Raw genomic sequence first — 19,684 nt, forward strand, 5'->3', positions numbered from 1 at the left:
CGGCAGATTGTGGTTGTACTGTTTCCTGGTGGCTGCAAGGACTGGAAACGACCCCGCGACCGACGTCCGCTCGACGATCCTCACCGCAGCGGAGTCGTGCTTCGAACGCTTCGGGATCACCAAGACGACCATGGAGGACGTCGCCCGCGCCGCGGACATGTCCCGCGCAACCGTCTACCGGTATTTCTCGGACCGGGAGAGTCTGATCATCGAATCGGTCGCGCGGCGCGCGCGCAAGAACATGACGCCCGCCCGCGCCTTCATCGCGAAGTGGCCCACTATCGAGGAGCGACTCGTCGAGGGCATCTGCCAGAACGTCGAGAGCGGTCTGCGGGACCCCATGGTCCACCTGCTCGTCTCCCCCTCGGAGATGACCCTGGCGAACTCCCTGCTGACCACGTCGGGCAAGGCCGTCGAACTGACGAGTGAGCTGTGGGAGCCGATTCTGCGCGAAGCGCAGGAGGCCGGCGATCTCCGCGCCGACCTGGATCTGACATTGCTGTGCGAATGGATCTCGGAACTCGAGATCATGTGTATCAGCCAACTCAACGGCGGCACCGGCTCGCTGGAACGGTTCCGCGAGAAGATCCGCACGTTCCTGGTCCCCTCGGTTGTTCCTGCCGCGCTGCCTGCCGGCGACTGAGTACGCACAGGTACGGCGCCGCCGGCAGAGGGCCCCGAACCGGCTACCGCGGCGCCGTGTCCCCGTCGAGTGCGGAATCGATTCCGCTGATCTCGGTGATCTTCCAGTCGTTACCGCTGTCGACCGTCATCTTGTAGGTCGCGGTCGACTGCAGTCCGTCCGGTGCCTGGCTGTTCTTCGTCAGGACGCTGACGAAGCAGTCGACCGAATAGGTTCCGTCCGGTCCCGGTTCTGCTTTCGCCGAGATCGGCTGTGCGCTCGACGTCCACTGGAGCGGAGCGATGATCTGCTCCATCGACGTCGCGGCCTGGGTGAGACGGCTGGACAGTTCCGGGGCGGTGCCCGCCGTCAGCCGTGTTCGCCACGCGGGCAGGTCGCGAAAGTCCATTTCGGCGGCGCCGGTCGCGTAGTCGAGGGCGATCCGTTCGGCCTGCTGCCTGCTCGCCGCCGCGTCGTGGAGTCGGTCGAGTTCGTCGGTCGTGCTCCGAAGTTGCCACCCGAGCACCGCCAGTGCGACGACGAGAACGGCGACCAGGCCCCCGGCCACCACCGACCGCAGTGGCACGTTCCTGCCACCGCGACGCCCACGATCGCCCGCACCCTCGGACGAATCGGCCTCGGGGGCGGTTCCGGAGTTCACGAGTTCCATTGATTTCTGCATCGTTCGCCTTTCACTGGGCTGTCCGATCTCCGGGGGTGGACGATCGAGTACGTCTCGGGGTGCGGTCGGCTCTACCGTCCCGACGGGCTGAGGTGGACTGTCAGTGCATCTCCGGATGCGGTGGACGCCATGACGTTGTCGAGCAGGCGGCCCACGTCGACGGTCCGCATCGACGCCGCCCCGGCCTGGACCGAGGGCAGGAGGTTCACGCCGATCACCTGCAGGTCCGGGGCGGTGTGGTCGAGGAACGTCTGCAGTTCCCCGATGAAAGGACTTGCACCGTTCGCGATTCCGTCGCGCAGGGGACCCTTCTCGGTGGCGAACCGGATTCCGCCGAGTACGTCGTGGAACCCGCTGCCGAACTCGGCGACGATCGGTGTCGTATCCCGGAAACCCTGTGGGAGGGTGGCGCTGTCCATCAGCAGTGGTTGCAGGGTGTCGAACAGCGTCGTGAGGTTGTCGGACTGCTGGGTGAGCGTCGCCGCGAGTAGTTCGCCTGCCCGCGTGAGATTGTTCAGGACCGCGAAGTCGTCGGGGAGTGCGACGTCGATCGTGTCGAAGATCGCTTGTACCCGAACGGGATCCACCTGCTCGAGGAGCCTGGTCAGGCGCTCCGAGAGCTCCTTGAACGTCGTCGGCACCACGACCTGGTTCGCCGGGACGGTGTCCCCGTCCTCGAGATACGGCCCCGCTGCGGACGAGGGCAGCACCGCGAGGAACGGTTCGCCCAGTGCCGACAGATTGTCGACGCGGAACTCGCTGTCGGCGGGGATCGACCGGTCACTCTCGTAGTTCCACGCGACCTCGATGTGATCGGCCGACGCCGTCACGCCACTGATGTGTCCGATCGCCACCCCCCGGAGCAACACACGGGAGCCGACGACGAGTCCGTTCGTGTCCGGCACGTCCAATGTGGCGGAGCGTACGTCGTCGAACCGGGAGACGTGCAGACCCGCCCGGCCCATATAGAGGAACGACAACACGGCGATCACCACCATGCCGAGAATCGACAACGAAGTCTTGACGGTCATTTCACAGCTCCCAGCATGCGGAGCAGGTTCTCCGCGTCGGCCACGATCTGGTCTCCCCCGGCAGATTCGATGCCCTCGATCTCCACGGACGGCTTCTGCGCGAACGGCACGATCCTGCTGCGCAGGAAACGCGACAGCACGACGGTCGTGTCCGGGCCCTCGTCCCAGACGTCGCGCGCCACGTCCCCCGTGTCGGCGAGCGTGTTCAGCATGGGAACCATCCACAGACCGCCTTCGTAGACGCTGCCGACGGAGGGCAGGATCTGGCCGATGTGCGACACCACCGAGATCGCGAGTCGCCGCCAGTAATGCACGCTGGAACTGTCGAACATGGCCGACAGGGCGTCGGTGCGATCGTCGAACGACAGTGCGGTCTCGTTCAGCCCCGTCAGCGTCCGGTCGATCTCCCGCGTCCTGGCCGCGAGATCCTGCATGTCCAGCGCCGCCACGGACGCCACGTCGCGCACGGCCGGGAGCGGCGGCACGACGGCGTTGACCCGGGCCATCACATCCTCGATCCGCTGGATGCTGCCGCCGTTGACGAAGTTCGCGAGGACGGCGATGGTGTCCTCCAACTGCGGTGGCGAGATGGTGCGGGCGACGGGGATCGTGCCACCGGCAGGCAGGTATTCGTCGGCGGAATGTTCGCCGTCGCCGGTGAGCGCGATATAGGTGTCGCCCAGGAGAGTGTCCTGACGGACGATCGCCCGCGCGTCGGCGGGAATCCTGGTGTCGCTGCCGATTCCGGCCGACACAGTCACCGTCGATCCGGACACCTGCAGAGACCGGACCTCGCCGACCCGCAGACCGTCCATCATCACGTCGGCACCGGCGGGCAGATTCATCACACTGGCGAACTCGAGCGACAGGTCGTAGGTATTGCCGACGCCACCGCGGACCGAGGGCAGGTCGTCCGGCCCCAGGGAACATGCCGGTACCGTCAGCACCACCGCGCTCACGGAGGCAGCGCACAGAAGCTGCCGCGTTCTTCTCGACAGATTCATCTCAATTCCTTCCCGTCCGCACGAGGTCGAGCAGCCGATCCATCGGCACCTCGGTTCCGGTGGTCGTCAGAGCCACGGTCGGCGGCTGGTAGGCAATGGTGAGTGCGCCGTCACGCGTCGTCTGCTGCGCGAGGAAGGGTGCAACCGACGGAATCGTCGAGATCAGGCCTGCCATGTCGTTCGACCGTGTCGCCGCCAGCTTCAGGGCATCGGTCGCCGGTCCGTGCACGAAGGGCCAGATGTCGGCGCCGTAGTTCTGCTGGATGTCGTGCAAGGTCGCTACCAGCCAACCGATTCCCTCGCACACCTCGATGACTCCGGGCCACAGGTCGATGCCCGCGGCCACGACGGCAGGCATCTGCTCCACGATCGACCGGATCGAACTCCACCGGCGGAGCGCTTCGTCCGTCAGCGGGGCCATGTTCGCGATCGACGAGCCGATGTCGGCGACGAGTTTGTCCGGATCGGCCGCGGCCTCGGCGGCATGCCTCATCATGTCCGCGGCGTTCTCTCCCTGGCCGCGGAGCGCCTCGTCGAGACCGAGCACCGTCTTCCGGACGTTCTCCTCACCGTCGTCCGGAGCGATGGCATCGATGAAATCGGCTGCCGAACCGGCGATCTCGGAGATGCTTTTCGGAGTATGGCTGTGCTCCAGCGGAATGCACTGCTGCGGAGCGAGTTCCGGACCGGTCGTGTAGTTGCCGACGAGTTCGAGGCTCCGATCGGCGAGCAGGGACTTCGAGCGGGTGACCGCTCGGACGTCGAACGGATAGGACCGGCCACTCGCGAGCGAGAAGGTGACCTGCACGTGGTCGCCCTGCGGCTCGATGCCTTCGACACGGCCCACCTCGTAACCCATCTGGGTGACCGGGTTGCCGGCGTAGAGGCCGATGGCGTCGGGCATGAGCGCGCAGAACGCCGACCGGTCTGCCTGCTGCCCCGTCGTCGCGACCGCCACACCGGCGCCGCAGACGGCGGCGGCCGCGCACACGACGGCCAGCACCTTGACCATCAGGCGTGATTTCCCGGACATCTCAGCACGTCCGTCCGGGAACGGGGACACAGAAGTCCGAGGCCATGAGTGTGCCGCCCTTGATCGCGGCCATTCCTTCGGGCGTCAGCCATTCGGCAAGCTGAGTGCGCAACGACTGAAGATTGTCGATGGCCGGGCCCATCGACGTCCGGAACTCGTCGATCACCCCCTTCGCGTGGTTCACAGCGTCGAGTACCTCCGTCTTGTGGTCGAGATAGAACGCCTCGAACGGCTGAATCGTCATCAGGACGTTGCCGAGCAGGGAATACGCCTCGTTGAAACCGGCGTGGGTGGTGTCGTACGTCGAGAGGACCACATCGATCTCGCGGATCAGTTCGAAGACCATGTCCTGGTCGGCCTCGAAGCTCTGGAGATACTCCGCGGCGAGGTCGGCGATCGTGCGGACCTGCGCACGCTGCTGATCCATCACGCGGGCGATGCTGGTCAGGCCCGAGATCATCGACGCGATCGAATTCGGGTTCTCCCCGAGCGCCCGGGCCATCTCGTCGAGGTTCGCGTCGACGGTGCCGCCCTCGACGTTGTCGGTCGTGTGCGGCGCGGCCTGGAGGACATCGCCGATCGAATACGGGACGCTGACCTGCTCGACGGGCAGCGGAGTGTCCCCGAGCGGCAGAACGCCGAGAGGGACGAGGGTGATCGCGTACCCCCCGACCGGGGTGAGCATGCGCACCTCCACACGGGAGTCCGAGCCGACCGGTACCGCGTCGTCGATCTCGGCCGTCACCAGTACCGCGTCCGGCTCGATCGACACGTCCGTGACGGTTCCCACGCCGATGCCCGCGACCCGGACGTCCTGGCCGACGTCGATCGAGGAGGCATCGTCCGTACGGAACGAGAACGACATCCGTCCCGGTGGGTTCGCGTAGAGGACGGCGGTGGTCACGAGTGCGAAAACCACCAGGAGAACGATGCCCGCGCCGAACGCGACCTCCCTGCCGACCAGCGCCCGCGCGCGGCTCAACACCCCGCCGATACGCTGGGCACGGTTCTTCGTCACGGGTTGCATACGACGACCTCGCTCCCTCTCAGCAGAACCTCGACGTCGGTGGGTAGCTGCGCCACGCCGTTCGTGCACTGGAGACCGCCCGGGCCGGTCTGCGGAACCTGCAGTCCGGCGAAGGCGACCGGCAGCAGTCGCAACGCTTCCGCGGTGTCCGGCACCGATGCGAATGCGTCGGAGAGCATCTGCTCGACGTTCATTCCGGGTTGCAGACCGAGAGCATCGATCAACCGTGTGATCGGTGTGAGGAATTCGGGGCCGAACGCAGCCGTCTTCGGGAACTCGTCGATAACCGTCATCGCCTTCGCGATGGGGAAGCTCACCGAGCGCAGGAACTCGACGACCTCGGGCGACCGGCCTCCCATGCTGTCGGAGATCCGTGCGAGATTGCCGGTGAGGGTCGAGATGACCTGTTCGCGGTCGTGGGCGAGGCCTGCGAGTTTCTGTGCGTCTTCGAGCATCGGTGACAGTCCGTTTCCGTCTCCTTGCAGAAGCGAGATCGCGTTCTCGGTGAAGGTGTTGATGTCGTCGGTGCTCATGGTCGCGAGTACCGGTTGCAGTCCGTTGAACAACTCGGTGATGTCGAACGAGGCCCGCGTCTTGTCGGCAGGCAGTCGATCGACTGCGTCGCCCGGGTTTTCGGGGAATTCGGCGTCGATGTAGCGAACGCCGGTGAGGTTCTGGTACTTCACCGCGAGGATCGTATCGGAGGTGAGCTGATACGGCTTCTCCATCGTGAAGTGCACTTCCGCGAGACTCCGCCCGCCGTCCCGGATCAGTTCGACCGATTCGACCTTGCCGATCCGGACCCCCTTCGTCCGGATGTCCCCGTGTGCACCGAGCCCGGAGACATCGGTGAATTCCGCTGTGTAGCTGTTTGTCTCATTGGTCACCGGGCTCTTCATCGCGCTGATCACGATGATGAAGAGGACCACGGAGACCGCGGCCGCAACGGCGAGCTTGACGAGAGTGACGATGTATCTGGTTCGGTTGCTCATCGGCCGGCCCCGTCCTCGGACGGCGGGGCACCGGTCAACGCCAGGGGTGCCGCCAGTGCGGGCAGATCGTCCAGGACGATCCGCAGATTGAGCCGCTGCCCGTCGCCGCTGTCCTCGAACGCCGTGTCCAGCCGCTCGACGGCGGTGCGCAGCCGCTCGGGGCGCGCCCCACCGTCGTACAGGTGCGGCACCACGCCGGCGAGTTCCGAGACCACCTCGGTGACCGGTACCAGTTCGTCACCGTGAGATTTCAGCAACTGCCCGGCCTGTCCGAACAATTGTCCGGCCGCCAGGGTCAGACCCGCGTCCGTCTCGTCCATGAACGGGTCGTCGACCCCTACCGAACCGTCGGGTCGCTGGTTGTAGGTGCTGTTGTAGATGTGGGTCAGCGAATCGATCGCCTGGCGATTGAACGCCGGGAACACGTCGAGGACGTCGTTGACTCGCCCGAGCAGGTCGGCCGGAAGTGCCTGCTGAGTCTGCGCGACCCGGTCACCGAGCACGAGTGCCGCATCGAACATCGGTGTCAGGCCGTCGGTGTACCGGACGACCTTGTCCAAGCTGGTGATCATCGAGTCCGTCAGGGTGCCGTCGACGGCCAGCGAACCCTTCTCGATCATGGTCGACATCGTGAAATCTCCTGTGGGCATGCGGTCCAGGGTGCGGTGTGCCTCCAGACCGGAACCGCCGGGCCTGCCGACCAGATTGACGGCGGTGGATCCGAAGTAGTTCTGCGGCCGGAAGTCGACATCGAAGGCATCGGTCAGGCCGCCGATCTGATCGGGATCCAGCTGAAGGTCCATGCGGACGGAGTCCGCGCCCGTCCGTTCCAATCCGGTGACGACACCGACCTCACCGCCCCGCAGGATCACCTTCGTGCCGGCGTCGACGCCCGGGCCCACGTAGGGGACGTCGATGCTGATCGGCAACCCTTCCGTGTCCGCACTGCCCGGGTACACCCAGACCGCAGCGATCAGTGCGCAGGTCGTCACGACGACCCCCAGCCCCGCCCCGTGCAGCACTCGGCTCTGACGGCCGGGAACCCCTCTCAGGAAGTCCTGACTCCTCGCTCTGCTCATTGACTCATCCTTTGAACACCAGTTCGGGACTGAGGCCCCAGATCGCCACAGTCATACAGAAATTCAGGACGACGATCGCGACGAGGCTCGCCCGGATCGCCCGCCCGGACGCCGCACCCACGCCCGCGGGCCCACCACCGGCGAAGTATCCGTAGTAGCAGTGGATCATCGTGACGACGGCACAGAAGACGACTGCTTTGACCAGCGACGCCACGAGGTCGGGAACACTGAGAAACTGGCTGAAGTAGTGATCGTACGTACCCGAGGGCTGATGGTGAAACGTCTTGATGATCAACCCTCCGGTGAAGAAACTGACCACGAGCGCCATCAGATACCCGGGGATCACGATGAGCATGCTTCCGATCAGCCGCGTCCCGACCACGAACGGAATGGCCTGCAATCCCATCGATTCGGTGGCGTCGATCTCCTCGGAGATGCGCATCGAGCCGATCTCGGCGGTCATCCGGCAGCCGGCCTGCGCGGCAAATCCGATTCCGGTGATGATCGGGGCGATGACCCGGACATTGCCGAACGATCCGATGATCCCGGTCAAAGCACCGAATCCCAGCAGATCGAAGGCCATGAACGCCTGGATGGCGACCACGGCGCCGACGGCCAGTCCCAGAAAGAACATCAGGCTGACGACACCGCCGTCGACGACGAGGGATCCGTTCCCCCACGCCATGTTGTTCATGGTGGTCATCGTCTGCTTGCGGTAGTGCCGCAGAGTTTTGGGCAGCAATGCGATCGTCTTGACGGTGAAGACCGTCACCTGACCGATTTCCTCGACCACCGACGTCGCAGCGCGCCCCACCGAGCGAATCGGTTGCAGCAGAAGCCCGCCGACAGGTCCCCTGCGATGCGTGGAGTGTGTGTTCATGTCACGCCAACCGGGCCGGAAAGAACATCATCTGGATCTGACTGACCACGAGATTGGTCATGAAGATGCAGAAGACACTGAGTACCACCGAGGCGTTGACCGCGTTGGCCACGCCTTTCGGGCCGCCCTTCGCTTCGAGGCCGCGCAGGCTGGCGATCAACACGACGAGCGCCGCGAAGATCACCGACTTGAGCACGGAGAAGACCAGGTCGGTCGGTGTCGCGAACGAGCCGAACGACTGCCAGAAACTGCCGGGTACCACGTCGTTGACGTTGGCCGAAATCACCAGCCCCGCAGCCACACCGGCCGCGACGATGACGATGCACAGCATCGGCGCGATGGCGACCATCGCGATGAACCGCGGAACGACCAGTCGCTGGACCGGGTCGATCCCCATGACCCGGATCGCTTCGATCTCCTCGCGGATCGCGCGGGCACCGAGATCGGAGGCGATCGCCGATGCGGCCGCACCGCTCATCAGCAGTCCCGCGGCCATCGGCGCTCCCTGCCCCACCACACCCAGCCCGCTCGCGGCTCCTGCCAGCGAGTTCGCGCCGACCTGATTCATGATTCCACCGACCTGCACCGAGACCTCGGCACCGATCGGCACCGCCATCAGCACCGCGGGAAGTGCGGTGACCTTGAGAAGCTTCCACATCTGCGTGGCCACTTCCTCGAGGGGCAACCGCAGGGCGATTGTGTCGGACACCGCATATTTCAGGATGTTCACGGCGAGCTCACCGGATCGCCCCAAAGTCGCGAGGCTGCGAAGGGGCGTGTCCTTCAGGTATTTCCCCACCGCGGCGATCGACGGACGCGGCCGCCGTCGCTTCTCCGGTGCGGCCGGTTCGATCGGCGCGGCATCCACGGCGATCGGGACCTTCACACTCGTCACTTCGCAACTCCCGTGTCGAATCCCACTGCCTCGAAGTACATTCGGTCCGTGTCTGCGTCGCCCGGACTCCACTCGTCACCGAGTCCGTCCGCTCCGAGGCTTTCCTGGATCGCGATCTGCGCGTTCTCCGGCAATGTGTGCATGATGTGCCGGACCCGTTCCTGACGACGGGCCACGGCCTGCCGGAACGGCATCCCCGGCGTCGCCTTCATCTGCGGAACGATCCCCTCCACATCGTCGACACCACCGGCATGATGCCCGGCATCGACCATCGCCTGCTCCTGCGCCATCTGCGCCTCGTCCTTCTCCTCCGACATCCCGATCGGACCGATCATCGTGCCGTTCAGGAACTGCTTGACCACCGGCTCCTCACTGGTCAGCAACACCTCCCGCGGACCGAACATCACCAGATGCCGACGGAACAACATCCCGATGTTGTCCGGCACCGTCCGCGCCAGATTGATGTTGTGCGACACGATCAGAATCGTCGCATCGATCTCCGCATTGATATCGATCAACGTCTGCGAAATATACGTGGTACGTACCGGATCCAGACCAGAGTCCGGCTCGTCGACCAGAATGATCTGCGGATCCAGCACCAGCGCCCGCGCCAGCCCGGCCCGTTTACGCATACCACCGGAGATCTCGCCCGGCAGCTTGTCCTCGGCCCCGAGCAGACCGACCAGTTCCATCTTCTCCATCACGATCTTGCGGATCTCGGACTCGGACTTCTTCGTGTGCTCGCGCAACGGAAACGCCACGTTGTCGAACAGGTTCATCGACCCGAACAACGCACCGTCCTGGAACAGCACCCCGAACAACTTCCGGATCTCGTACAACTCCTTCGAGGAGCACTCGAGAATGTTGGTGCCGTCGATCACGATCGACCCCTGCTCCGGACGGAGCAGACCGATCAGCGACTTCAAGAACACCGACTTACCCGTACCCGACGGCCCGAGCAACGCACTGACCTCACCGGCCGGAAGGGTCAACGTGACGTCCTGCCAGATCCTCTGCGAGCCGAAGGACTTGGTCAGTCCCTCGACGGATACCTCGACTCCCACCATTACCTCCGTGTATTCAGGCGTCGAACGCGCCTCGGATGTTGCAGGGCACTTGCAACCTCGGGCCGGAACCCACGGCCGTCCCGCCGCGCACGTCGAATGCAGCTTGTTTGCAGCATTTTTCATCGAATCGCGGACGATGGACGGCGAGTTCACGACCTCCAGCTGTGATACACATTACGTCGCACGTAATACGTTATACGGATTTTGACCGTCCAGGCAAGAGCAGGAAGCGAAATGGTTCACCTGCGAAATATGCGCCGGCATAGGCATTCCCGACCGATTCGGCCGTGACCAGGCACGGAAACCGTCGACCAGCATACTTAAGAACATTAGATTTACCGAAAGAAAGCACAAAAGAAGCCGTGCCCCATCGGGGACACGGCTTCTCTTTGGCGCGGGCGACTAGGGCAGGAAGGCCGGCAGAACGAATTGCCGCATCATCTGCCGGTGCGAGGGATCGGCAGGATCCGAATTATCCAGTCTCGGAGCGAGCATCAGCTGCACGAGGGTGATCCAGGAGCACGCCTCGCCGGTGTCGATATCCGCCCTCATCTCGCCGCCTGCCTTCGCGTCGTCGAAAATCGGCCCCCACAGTTCGGTGGTCAGACTCGTTGCGAGGGGGATCGTCTCGAGCCACGACTCGCCGCCGACGTGTTCGGGGCTGACGAGAATGCGCACGATCGGATCGTTGATCCCGTCGTACACCAGGTAGATGAGGCCTTCGATCAGCCTGTCCTCGAACGTCGCACACTCCATCAGGAACTTGCGGCCACGTTCGAGCGTCTGACGCGATCGCCACCTGATCAACTCGGTGGTGAGCGTCTCGCGATCCTGGAAATACCGGTAGACGGTCGGGCGAGAGACCCCCGCCTCCTTGGCAATGTCCTCCATGGTGGTCTTCGCGATCCCGAAACGAAGAATCATCGTCTGGGCTGCCACGAGTATCTGAGACCGTGCGACATCGGCGTCCTGGCTCAGCACACCGGCGGTCTTCCTTCTTGCCATCCTCGCTCCAGACACCGTCACTTCCGACCGGTCACCCGACCAGTCGCGATACAAATGACAATACACGTAAGTTGTTGCATACCGGGGGGCCACGTCCACTCCATTACACCAAAAGAGCGAGGCAGCTGCCCGAAGTCCCACAGGACCACGGACAACTGCCTCGGACGTCCGGCCCGGCCTCAGGCCGACGGCGTGAAGGTGATCGGGAGCCGGATGCAGCCACGCACCTGGGTGGCGTGCAGGATCGGCGGATCCTCCGGAACGAGCCGGTAATCGGGCAGCCGCTGGTGAATCTCCTCCATGGCCAGCTTGAGCTCGATTCGTGCCAGGTGAGACCCGATGCAGCGATGCGGTCCGGCACCGAACGAGAGGTGACGGTTGGGCGAGCGGGCGATTCTCAGCTCGTCCGGATCCTCGAACTCGCCGCCGTCGCGATTCGCCGAGCAGAGCAGCACGATGAGCTGTTCTCCCTCCGCGATCGTGACGCCGCCGATCTCGACGTCGCGGGTCGCTCGCCGGCCTGCGATCACCGCAGCCTCGATCCTGAGAATCTCCTCTACGGCCGCCGGGATGGTGTCGGGATCGTCCACGATCTCCTGCCGCTGCCCCGGATTGTTCGCCAGGTGGATGATCCCCCACGCCAGCGAACCCTGGACCGTGTGCAGGCCCGCGATGAGGAGGAGGAAGAACATGCGGTACAGCTCTTCGTCGGTGAGCAGCCGTACCCCGTCCTCCATCTCGATCGGGGTGTTGATGATCTGCGCGGTCAGACTGTCCGAGGTGTTCTCACCGGACCGCACTCCGGCGACGATGGCACCGAAGTAGCCGAAGATCTGGTTGGCCGCATCCTCACGCGCCTTGGCGGATTCTTCTTCCGTTCCACCGGGAATGCCTTGCAGTGCAACGTCTGTCGTCTTGGTGAACATCTCGGCGTCTTCGAGGGGCCAGCCCATCAGGGCCAGGAACACCCGCGTCGGCAGCTCGTGGGCGAACTCCGAGATGAACTCGGCTTCACCGCGTGCCGCGAAGTCGTCGATGAGCTCGTTGATGACGTCCCGGATCTGGGGCTCGAGTTCCTTCATCCGCTTGGGACTGAACAGCGGTTGCAGCGCCTGCCGGTAGAACGTGTGCTCCGGCGGGTCCAGTTCGATCGGAATGAACTTCCCCTGGCCCGCGTTCACGAGATTGTTCGGGTAGCTGGAGAAGGTCTCCGGATCACGCAGGACCTGATGGATCTCCTCGTAGCGCGTCACGATCCAGTGACCGCCGTGCGCCTTCGAATACACGACGGGGCCGATGGCCCGCAGCGCCGCCGCGCGTTCCTGGAACACGTCCTCCGGCATCGCCAACGTCTGGTCGTAGACGTCGAAGTCCACGATGAGGTTCTCGGGTAGTTGGGTAGTCGTCACTGCTTCTCAGCCTTCCGAATTCGGGAGTTCGACGCTCAGCGCGCGTTCGGGGCACATCTCGACGAGGGCACCCAGGTGGTCTCGTAGGTCCTCGGGAACAGGTTCGGCCACGACGACGGGGTAGCCCTGGTCGTCGCTGTCGACAATCTCGGGTTCCGCTCCGTAGCAGAGGCCGTGACCCGCACAGGCGGATCGGTCGACCTTCAGCGACGGCGCACGGTTCTGCGGATGAACGGTCATCGGCGGACGCTCCACTCAGTCGACGGGAAGCGTCGGAGTCGGCGTGTCCTCTTCGAACATCATCGCCACGCGCGACAGTGTGCCTCCGTCCGTGGCGGGCAGCGTCAGACCGGAGATGTATGCGGAGTCGTCCGACACGAGGAAGAGTGCGACCTTCGCGTTGTCCACGAGCGACGGCGGACGCTGGAGCTTGAGCGGAATCGGCGAGACACCCGGATCCCACGGTCCCGCGGTCTCCTCGTAGGACTGGCCGATCACCGGGGTGCCCGGGCCCATCAGGAAGTTCGGCGACATCCCGTGCGTGGGGGCGAGGGCATTGACGCGGATGCCGTAGCGTCCGAGATCCAGGCTGAGGCCGCGAACCAGGCCGTTGACACCGGCTTTCGTCGCCGAGTACATCGCGATGCTGTGATAGGCGGCGAAGGAAGCCGCGGACGACGTCGCCAGGATGGTGCCGCCGCCGTTGGCCCGCATCGCAGGCACCGCGGCCTTACAGGAGTACACGACGCCGCTGAGGTTGACTCCGAGAACGTGCTGCCAGTCGGCATCCGTGAGATCCTGGAACTCCACGTGTTCGCCGCCCGCCACCGACGGGACACCGCCGCGGGAGACGACACCCGCGTTGGCCCACATGATGTCGAGCTTGCCGAACTGCTCGACAGTGGTCTCGACACTGCGGTAGACGGCAGCCTCGTCACTCACGTCGGCGGTGATGGCGATCGCCGTTCCACCCTGCTGCTCAACCAGTTTCGCAGTCTGCTCGGCTCGGTCGCCGTCGATGTCGACGACCGCCACCTTCGCGCCTTCCGATGCGAACAACTGCGCACCCTGGCGTCCGAGCCCGGATCCACCTCCGGTGATGACGGCGACTTTGTCCTGAAGTTTCATGTGAACTCCTCTGTGATGATTCGTCAGATGCCGGAGACTCGCGGTGCGTGGGGGCATCGTCCGGCGAAGTCGGGCGGCGAGACTGTTCCGATCCTCGACCGCACGGGCTGTCGCCGGTCGAGAGGATCGAGTGCGGGCCGCATCTCCGATCCAGATAAACCTTATACCGTTAGGCGATGAGACGTCAATCACTTTTCTCGATGCGCGCCGAATCGGCGCTCATCAGGGATCCTTCACTCGGAAGAAGCTGCACCCAAGGCAATTTCGATCATCGAGGGCGTGTCCACCAGCTTCACGCGCGGCCGGCCGGATTGCCTGCCGAGCCGTCGCTCGTGCGCGTCGATCGCCTTCCATCCGTCGTAGTCGATACGTTCGGGACGCCGCTCCCCCACCAGCCGACGGAGGTCCTGCCTGCCGCCGCCGGGAGCTGCCAATCGACCGGAGTGGAAGTCGTCGACGAGTTTGTCGACAGTTTCGGCGGCGCACGCCTTGTTGGTTCCGATGACGCCGGAGGGGCCGCGCTTGATCCACCCGACGGTGTACACACCGGGCATCGGCCTGCCCGAGTCCGGTTCCAGCACACGACCTCCGTCGTTCAGCATCGTCGATCGTGCACCCGAGACGGGGATTCCCGCGACGGGGATCCCCCGGTACCCCACCGACCGCAGGACCAGACCACAGTCGACGTCCTCGACGACACTTGTCGGAGCCGCCCTGGAACGGCCGTCCGCATCCCGAACCAGCTCGTTGCGGACCAGGCGGATCCCCTCTACCCGGCCGTCTCCCAGAACCGATACCGGAGAAAGTAGGTAGCGCAACGCAATACGCTTGTTTCCCGGCGTGTGCGGGGCGGCGGCGTACTCTGCGACGATCCTGGCTTTCATCGCCTCGATCGAGTCGGTCCGCCCACCTGCCTCCCGCGCCACCTCCTCGGGCCGTACCGCGACAGTCACGCCGGGAAGATGGCCGAGCGCGAGCAACTCCGGATTCGTGTACGCGGCTTGCGCCGGACCTCTCCGTCCGACGACGAGCACTTCTCTGATCCTGCTCTCCGACAACGCTTCCAATGCGTGCGGGGCGATATCGGTCTTCGTCAGCTCGGCGGTGCCGGCGACGAGCACTCGGGCCACGTCCAACGCCACGTTGCCGTTGCCGACGATCACGGCGCGCTCGCCCGACAGGTCGAACGTGCGGTGCGCGTGGTCGGGGTGGCCGTTGTACCACGCCACGAATTCCGTTGCCGAGTGGCTTCCGGGCAGGTCCTCACCGGGAATCCCCAGCGAGCAGTCGGCGGGGGCGCCGACCGCGTAGATCACCGCATCGTGATGCGCGAGCAGATCGTCGTGAGTCAGGTGCGTGCCGACCTCCACGTTGAGGTAGAAGTCCACGTTCTTCCGCGACGCCGTCTTCTGGAACAGGGAGGCGACCGCCTTGGTCCCCTGATGGTCCGGTGCGACGCCGAATCGGATGAGCCCGAACGGTGTCGCGAGCTTCTCGAAGAAGGAGATCTCCACGGCGGGACCGATCCGGGACAGCAGACTCTCGGCCGCGTAGCAGCCGGACGGCCCGGAACCGACGATCGCCACCCGCAGCAGTGCGCGTTCGGACACCGGGACCGCCTCGGCAACAGGACGTCCGGGTACGGGCTCCTGCTGTTCCCTGTCGGCGTAGAACGCCGCGTTGATTTCCTCGTAGCGTGCGGTCTCCGGCGTCAGGTCGTAGTCGGGAACGATCGCGTCGACCGGGCACGCGTCGATGCATGCTCCGCAGTCGATGCAGCCGACCGGATCGATGTACAGCATCTCCGCGGTGCCGTAGCCGGGCTCGCTCGGAGTGGGATGGATGCAATCGACGGGGCACACCGCGACGCAACTCGCGTCGTTGCAGCAGGATTGCGTAACTACATGAGCCAACGTGAGCTCCTATCGCCTGATGACCGGATCGGTGGAACGCTGGATCGCGTCACGTTTTACAGTGATACAAATTACGTTAGATGTAATACTGTCGATGTGTCAAGCCTCACACCGGCACAAAAAAACAGGCCCACACGCCATCAGCGTGTGGGCCCGACCGACTGCGGAGGGAGCCGGAAGGTCAGAGGTTGCGCAGCCGCACGATCTCCTTGTCGAACTCGTCGATACTCTCGACGGAACTCATGTGGCCGACGCCCGGCAGGACGATCAGCCGCTGGAGGTGACCGGCCTCGTCCAGGACACGAGCGAGCTTGCGGGCGTGAACGGGCGGGGTCAACCGGTCCATGGATCCGACGAGCACCGTCGTCGGGACCGCGAGGTGGTCGAGCGCCTCGTGGATGTCGAGGCCGCTGAGCGCAGCACCCCAGCCGCCGCGGATGCGCGGCTTGCAGTCCCGGACGATGTTCTCGCAGAACTGAACCTCCGCGCGCGACGCGTTCGGCGACATCGACACGTACTGCAGCGCACGCGTCATCACCGGTGACGACACCAGCGGCACCGGTGTGCTCAGGACGGCGCGACCGACCGGAACCGGCACGCGCGGAAACCGATTCGGCAGCGGGATGACGGTGGTCTCGGCGACGAGCCGGTCGCAGGCGGTGCTGGCGAGCAGGACCGCGGACGCATATTCCCCGACCTCGTCGGGGTGCCGCCCCGCCCATGCCATGATGCTCATGCCACCCATGCTGTGACCCACGAGCACGGCCTTCTTGCCTGCACGTACCGTTGCCCTCAGCACCTCCGACAGGTCGTCGGCGAGGACGTCGGGACCGAGCGGAAGCGAGCCGACCGAGCTGCGGCCGTGCCCCCGCTGATCGTAGGTGATGACGCGGTACTCACCGGCGAGCGCATTCACCTGCGGGTACCAGTACTCGGTCGAACAGGTCCAACCATGGCTCAGCACAATGGGATCGCCGTCCACCGGACCATAGGCGCGCACGTACAGCGTCGCTCCGTCGTCGGTGAGGATCTCCGTCACGTCCGGGCGCAGATCCGGGGTGCGCAGCAATTCGTTCGGGGCCACCTCGGTCGACAACGTCAACCCGCGGGTGGCGCGCTTGTGACGGATCGCCGCTGCCGCGGCGACGACGGCGCCCGCCCCGGCTGCGCCTGCGAGAGCCCGGAAGGCGATGGTGCGCGAACTGCTGGTCATTCCTACCCCTGTCCTGTCTGACTTGCCCTGTTGGTGCCTGTGCCCGACGCCGGACCCACCGTCTCGCCGAGTTGCCGGGCCGCCCGCTCGAGAGCCCGGGAGATCTGCTCCTCCATCGCCTCTTCGAACAGCGACTGGACGGCGTCGTGCGCGAGGGGACGCATCTGGTCGACGAGCCGCGCGATGTCCGAGACCTTCGCCTCGTCGAGTTCGAGCGGCTCCCCCTCGGCGGCGAGGTAGCGGTCTGCGACGACGGCAACGAACCGCGCGGCGACGTCCGAGAGGTCACGTCGCACCGCCGCGGTCTGCTCGAGGACGTCCTCGAGCGGGATGCCGGCGTCGACGAGGACCTGCGCCGCCTCGACCAGTCGCGGATCGTCCACCGAAAAGTCGTCGCCGGCGGGAACGAGCACACCGAGTTCGGTGCCGCGGGCGATGTTGGCCTCGGTGGTCTGCGCGCCGAACATGCGTTTCAGCTCGGCGATCGTCAGGCGTGCCGCGCGCCTGCGCTTCTTCCAGCGGCGGCCCGGGTCGTCGGTCTCCAGAACGTCTTTGACCTGCAGTCCGTAGTGCGCGGCGGTGAGCAGTTCGCTGATGGTCGCGAATGTGTAACCGCGATCGAGCATGCGTCCGATCAGGTGCAGCCGCGCGAGGTGCGAGTCGTTGTACCACCCCGTGCGCCCCTGTTTCCGCGGCGGTGGGAGTAGCCCGCGGTCCTGGTAGACGCGGACGTTGCGCACGCTCACCCGCGCCTCGCGTGCGAGGTCGTCGATCCGGTATTCCGTCGCGGACATGTCAGCTCCTCGGTAGCCGAGTCACCACAATAGCATTGTCACAATGTTCATTGTCATCGTTAGGGCGCGCAAGGGCCCGAACGCCGCAGGACCGTGCGGGAGGAGCGGTGACTGTCCGGCCGGAATGCCTACCAGCGAGGCCCGCGCTGCACGTCGTCGACACGAGGACGCACGTCCACGAGATAGACGCACACCGCGACGACCGCGACGATGCCGAACAACTGCACCGCGGGGAACAGCAGGAGAACGAGGAATGCGACCGCGAGAATGCTCAGCCAGATCGGTTTGCTCAACTTGTCCACGGCGGTGAACGCGTCCTTGCGCTGGCGAGCCGCGTGGAACAGTGCGTATGCAGCACCGCCCAGGGCGACGATGCGAATCACCAACAAGATCACCGAGACGACGCCGTCAACTTGAATCACAGCTCCATCCTACGAGGTCGACATGCAAACGGCCCCCGCACCAACGGTGCGGGGGCCGAAAAGCGTGAAGGATCAAGCCTTCTTGGCCGGAGCAGCCTTCTTGGCCGGAGCGGCGGCCTTCTTGGCGGGAGCCGGCGTTGCCGCAGCCTTGGCCGGAGCGGCCTTCTTGGCGGGAGCGGCGTGCTTGGCCGGGACGGCCTGGTCGGCGCGAGCCTGGACGTCGGCCGCGGTGGCGGTGACGCGATCGGCAGCGCCCTTCGACGCCTCCTCGGCCTGGTCGCCCAGGTCGAGAACCTTCAGGGCAGCCTCGTCGCCGGCGTCGGCGATGGCCTCGCCGAGTCCCTCGGCGGTGTCGGAGATGCGACCCGAAGCGCGGCCCGCGAGCTTCGCGGCCTGCTCGCCCACGGCGCGCGTCTGGCGGGCAACGGTGCCGAGAGCTTCCTCGGTCAGCTCGACGGCGTCACCGAAGGCGGTCTCGGCGCGGCCGATGCCCTCCTCGACGACCGGCTGCTTGCGGATGCGCTCGACGGTGTCCTCGCCACGCTCCGCAAGCGACGTGTACAGGTCGGATGCGACCTTCAGGTAGGCCTCGGCGACCTTGCGCAGCTCGTCGGCGGTGAACTTCTCACGCAGCTCGGCAAGCTCCTCGGGCAGCTCGGACGGCAGTCCGGCGAGGCGGTCGCGAAGGTTCTCGACACCCTCGGTGACCTCTTCCTGCAGTCCGGCGAAGCGCTCCTTGGCGCCGCCGACACGCTCTTCGACGTCACCCTGGGTGGACTCGGCGCGCGAGCGGACCTGGGCGACGACGTCGGCCACGGCCTGCACCACGACGTCTCCGGCACCTACGGCCGCGTACAGCGAGGTCTTGACGCTGTCGATGGTCTTCTGGTCAGTCATCGGCTTTCTCCTCTTCAACGGTGGGGGGTTCTGGTTCCGGCGTCTGGGAATCAGAACGCTGGTGTTCTTCTGTCCGAAGCTCGGACGTCCGGGATTCGGCCGCTTCCGCCGATTCGTTCTCACGACAGAACGACTCGTAGATCTCGAGCAGCACCTGCTTCTGCCGCTCGGTTATGGCCGTATCCGCGAGCAGAGCGTCACGGAGGGGACCGTGTGGCCGCTGCTCGAGGTAACCCGCCTGGACGTACAGGACCTCCGACGAGACCCGGAGCCCCTTGGCTATCTGCCCAAGCACCTCGGCCGAGGGCTTGCGCAACCCACGTTCGATCTGACTCAGATACGGATTACTGACACCGGCCAGCTGCGCCAACTGCCGCATCGACACCTGGGCCGCTTCGCGCTGGGCACGAATGAAACCTCCGATGTCGTGAGCGGCGTTGCTGACTACGCGAGCTGCCAGATCTCCTGCACCGGCCGCATCGCGGTCATCGCTGGCCATCAGTCCTCCGTGTTGCTGGGCAGCACCCAGTCTAAAGCAGGGTGCTAGCAATTGCAAGCACTCTGTTAGCACCCAGCTAGCGGGGCCCGTTC

Annotated in this window: 21 protein-coding genes; 1 reads left to right on the top strand and 20 read right to left on the bottom strand. The window is 65.3% G+C overall.

What is annotated here, in order from left to right; all coding sequences use genetic code 11:
* The first annotated feature begins 28 nt into the window (after positions 1–28).
* The gene (locus tag ACFU5V_RS18115) at positions 29–643 is read left to right on the top strand and encodes a TetR/AcrR family transcriptional regulator (protein WP_206013102.1); all 615 of its coding nucleotides are present in this window, start codon (positions 29–31) and stop codon (positions 641–643) included.
* Positions 644–686: 43 nt separating this feature from the next.
* Here ACFU5V_RS18115 and ACFU5V_RS18120 read toward each other — a convergent pair whose 3' ends face one another.
* The 20 genes from ACFU5V_RS18120 to ACFU5V_RS18215 form a co-directional block, all read right to left on the bottom strand.
* The gene (locus tag ACFU5V_RS18120; RefSeq protein WP_378433641.1) at positions 687–1,304 is read right to left on the bottom strand and encodes a hypothetical protein; all 618 of its coding nucleotides are present in this window, start codon (positions 1,302–1,304) and stop codon (positions 687–689) included.
* A gap of 71 nt (positions 1,305–1,375) precedes the next feature.
* A complete protein-coding gene (locus ACFU5V_RS18125) occupies positions 1,376–2,335 on the bottom strand; it encodes an MlaD family protein (protein ID WP_378433640.1) in 960 nt (319 codons plus the stop codon).
* Positions 2,332–3,339: an MlaD family protein gene (locus tag ACFU5V_RS18130; RefSeq protein ID WP_378433639.1), complete on the bottom strand. Its 1,008-nt coding sequence runs from the start codon at positions 3,337–3,339 to the stop codon at positions 2,332–2,334. Before ACFU5V_RS18130 ends, ACFU5V_RS18125 begins: the two co-directional genes overlap by 4 nt.
* A 1-nt stretch (position 3,340) precedes the next feature.
* Positions 3,341–4,372 carry an MlaD family protein gene (locus tag ACFU5V_RS18135; RefSeq protein ID WP_172651481.1) on the bottom strand — a complete coding sequence of 344 codons (1,032 nt, stop codon included), beginning with the start codon at positions 4,370–4,372 and terminating at the stop codon, positions 3,341–3,343.
* 1 nt (position 4,373) lies between these two features.
* On the bottom strand, positions 4,374–5,399 hold the full coding sequence (locus tag ACFU5V_RS18140) for an MlaD family protein (protein WP_378433638.1): 1,026 nt from the start codon (positions 5,397–5,399) through the stop codon (positions 4,374–4,376).
* The gene (locus tag ACFU5V_RS18145) at positions 5,387–6,391 is read right to left on the bottom strand and encodes an MlaD family protein (protein WP_378433637.1); all 1,005 of its coding nucleotides are present in this window, start codon (positions 6,389–6,391) and stop codon (positions 5,387–5,389) included. The genes ACFU5V_RS18140 and ACFU5V_RS18145 overlap by 13 nt, the downstream gene beginning before the upstream one ends.
* On the bottom strand, positions 6,388–7,470 hold the full coding sequence (locus tag ACFU5V_RS18150; protein ID WP_378433636.1) for an Mce family protein: 1,083 nt from the start codon (positions 7,468–7,470) through the stop codon (positions 6,388–6,390). The genes ACFU5V_RS18145 and ACFU5V_RS18150 overlap by 4 nt, the downstream gene beginning before the upstream one ends.
* 4 nt (positions 7,471–7,474) lie before the next feature.
* Positions 7,475–8,350, bottom strand: a complete 876-nt coding sequence (locus tag ACFU5V_RS18155) for an MlaE family ABC transporter permease (RefSeq protein ID WP_378433635.1) — start codon at positions 8,348–8,350, stop codon at positions 7,475–7,477.
* A 1-nt stretch (position 8,351) separates the two neighbouring features.
* A complete protein-coding gene (locus ACFU5V_RS18160; protein ID WP_378433653.1) occupies positions 8,352–9,158 on the bottom strand; it encodes an ABC transporter permease in 807 nt (268 codons plus the stop codon).
* An 83-nt stretch (positions 9,159–9,241) separates the two neighbouring features.
* Positions 9,242–10,312 (bottom strand): ABC transporter ATP-binding protein, encoded by a 1,071-nt coding sequence (locus ACFU5V_RS18165; RefSeq protein WP_378701019.1) that lies wholly within the window; start codon positions 10,310–10,312, stop codon positions 9,242–9,244.
* Positions 10,313–10,714: 402 nt separating this feature from the next.
* Positions 10,715–11,317, bottom strand: coding sequence for a TetR/AcrR family transcriptional regulator (locus ACFU5V_RS18170; protein WP_378441400.1), 603 nt, complete (start codon positions 11,315–11,317; stop codon positions 10,715–10,717).
* 179 nt (positions 11,318–11,496) lie between these two features.
* Positions 11,497–12,726, bottom strand: a complete 1,230-nt coding sequence (locus ACFU5V_RS18175) for a cytochrome P450 (RefSeq protein WP_378701021.1) — start codon at positions 12,724–12,726, stop codon at positions 11,497–11,499.
* A gap of 6 nt (positions 12,727–12,732) precedes the next feature.
* Positions 12,733–12,966: a ferredoxin gene (locus ACFU5V_RS18180; RefSeq protein WP_172651486.1), complete on the bottom strand. Its 234-nt coding sequence runs from the start codon at positions 12,964–12,966 to the stop codon at positions 12,733–12,735.
* A gap of 15 nt (positions 12,967–12,981) precedes the next feature.
* Positions 12,982–13,854 (bottom strand): SDR family NAD(P)-dependent oxidoreductase, encoded by an 873-nt coding sequence (locus ACFU5V_RS18185; RefSeq protein WP_012689023.1) that lies wholly within the window; start codon positions 13,852–13,854, stop codon positions 12,982–12,984.
* 233 nt (positions 13,855–14,087) lie between these two features.
* Positions 14,088–15,767, bottom strand: coding sequence for an FAD-dependent oxidoreductase (locus ACFU5V_RS18190; protein ID WP_378701023.1), 1,680 nt, complete (start codon positions 15,765–15,767; stop codon positions 14,088–14,090).
* Positions 15,768–15,948: 181 nt separating this feature from the next.
* Positions 15,949–16,980, bottom strand: coding sequence for an alpha/beta fold hydrolase (locus ACFU5V_RS18195; RefSeq protein WP_378701025.1), 1,032 nt, complete (start codon positions 16,978–16,980; stop codon positions 15,949–15,951).
* Positions 16,981–16,982: 2 nt separating this feature from the next.
* On the bottom strand, positions 16,983–17,774 hold the full coding sequence (locus ACFU5V_RS18200; RefSeq protein ID WP_378701027.1) for a MerR family transcriptional regulator: 792 nt from the start codon (positions 17,772–17,774) through the stop codon (positions 16,983–16,985).
* A gap of 128 nt (positions 17,775–17,902) precedes the next feature.
* Positions 17,903–18,196, bottom strand: a complete 294-nt coding sequence (locus ACFU5V_RS18205; protein ID WP_005251878.1) for a DUF2516 family protein — start codon at positions 18,194–18,196, stop codon at positions 17,903–17,905.
* A gap of 72 nt (positions 18,197–18,268) precedes the next feature.
* Positions 18,269–19,093, bottom strand: coding sequence for a major lipid droplet protein TadA (gene tadA / locus ACFU5V_RS18210; protein WP_378437447.1), 825 nt, complete (start codon positions 19,091–19,093; stop codon positions 18,269–18,271).
* Entirely contained in the window at positions 19,086–19,592 is a 507-nt protein-coding gene (locus ACFU5V_RS18215) for a helix-turn-helix domain-containing protein (RefSeq protein ID WP_012689029.1), read from the bottom strand. The genes tadA and ACFU5V_RS18215 overlap by 8 nt, the downstream gene beginning before the upstream one ends.
* Between the last annotated feature and the right edge of the window lie 92 nt (positions 19,593–19,684).

The sequence above is a fragment of the Rhodococcus sp. NPDC057529 genome (genome assembly GCF_042802055.1).
Taxonomy (GTDB): Bacteria; Actinomycetota; Actinomycetes; order Mycobacteriales; family Mycobacteriaceae; genus Rhodococcus_F.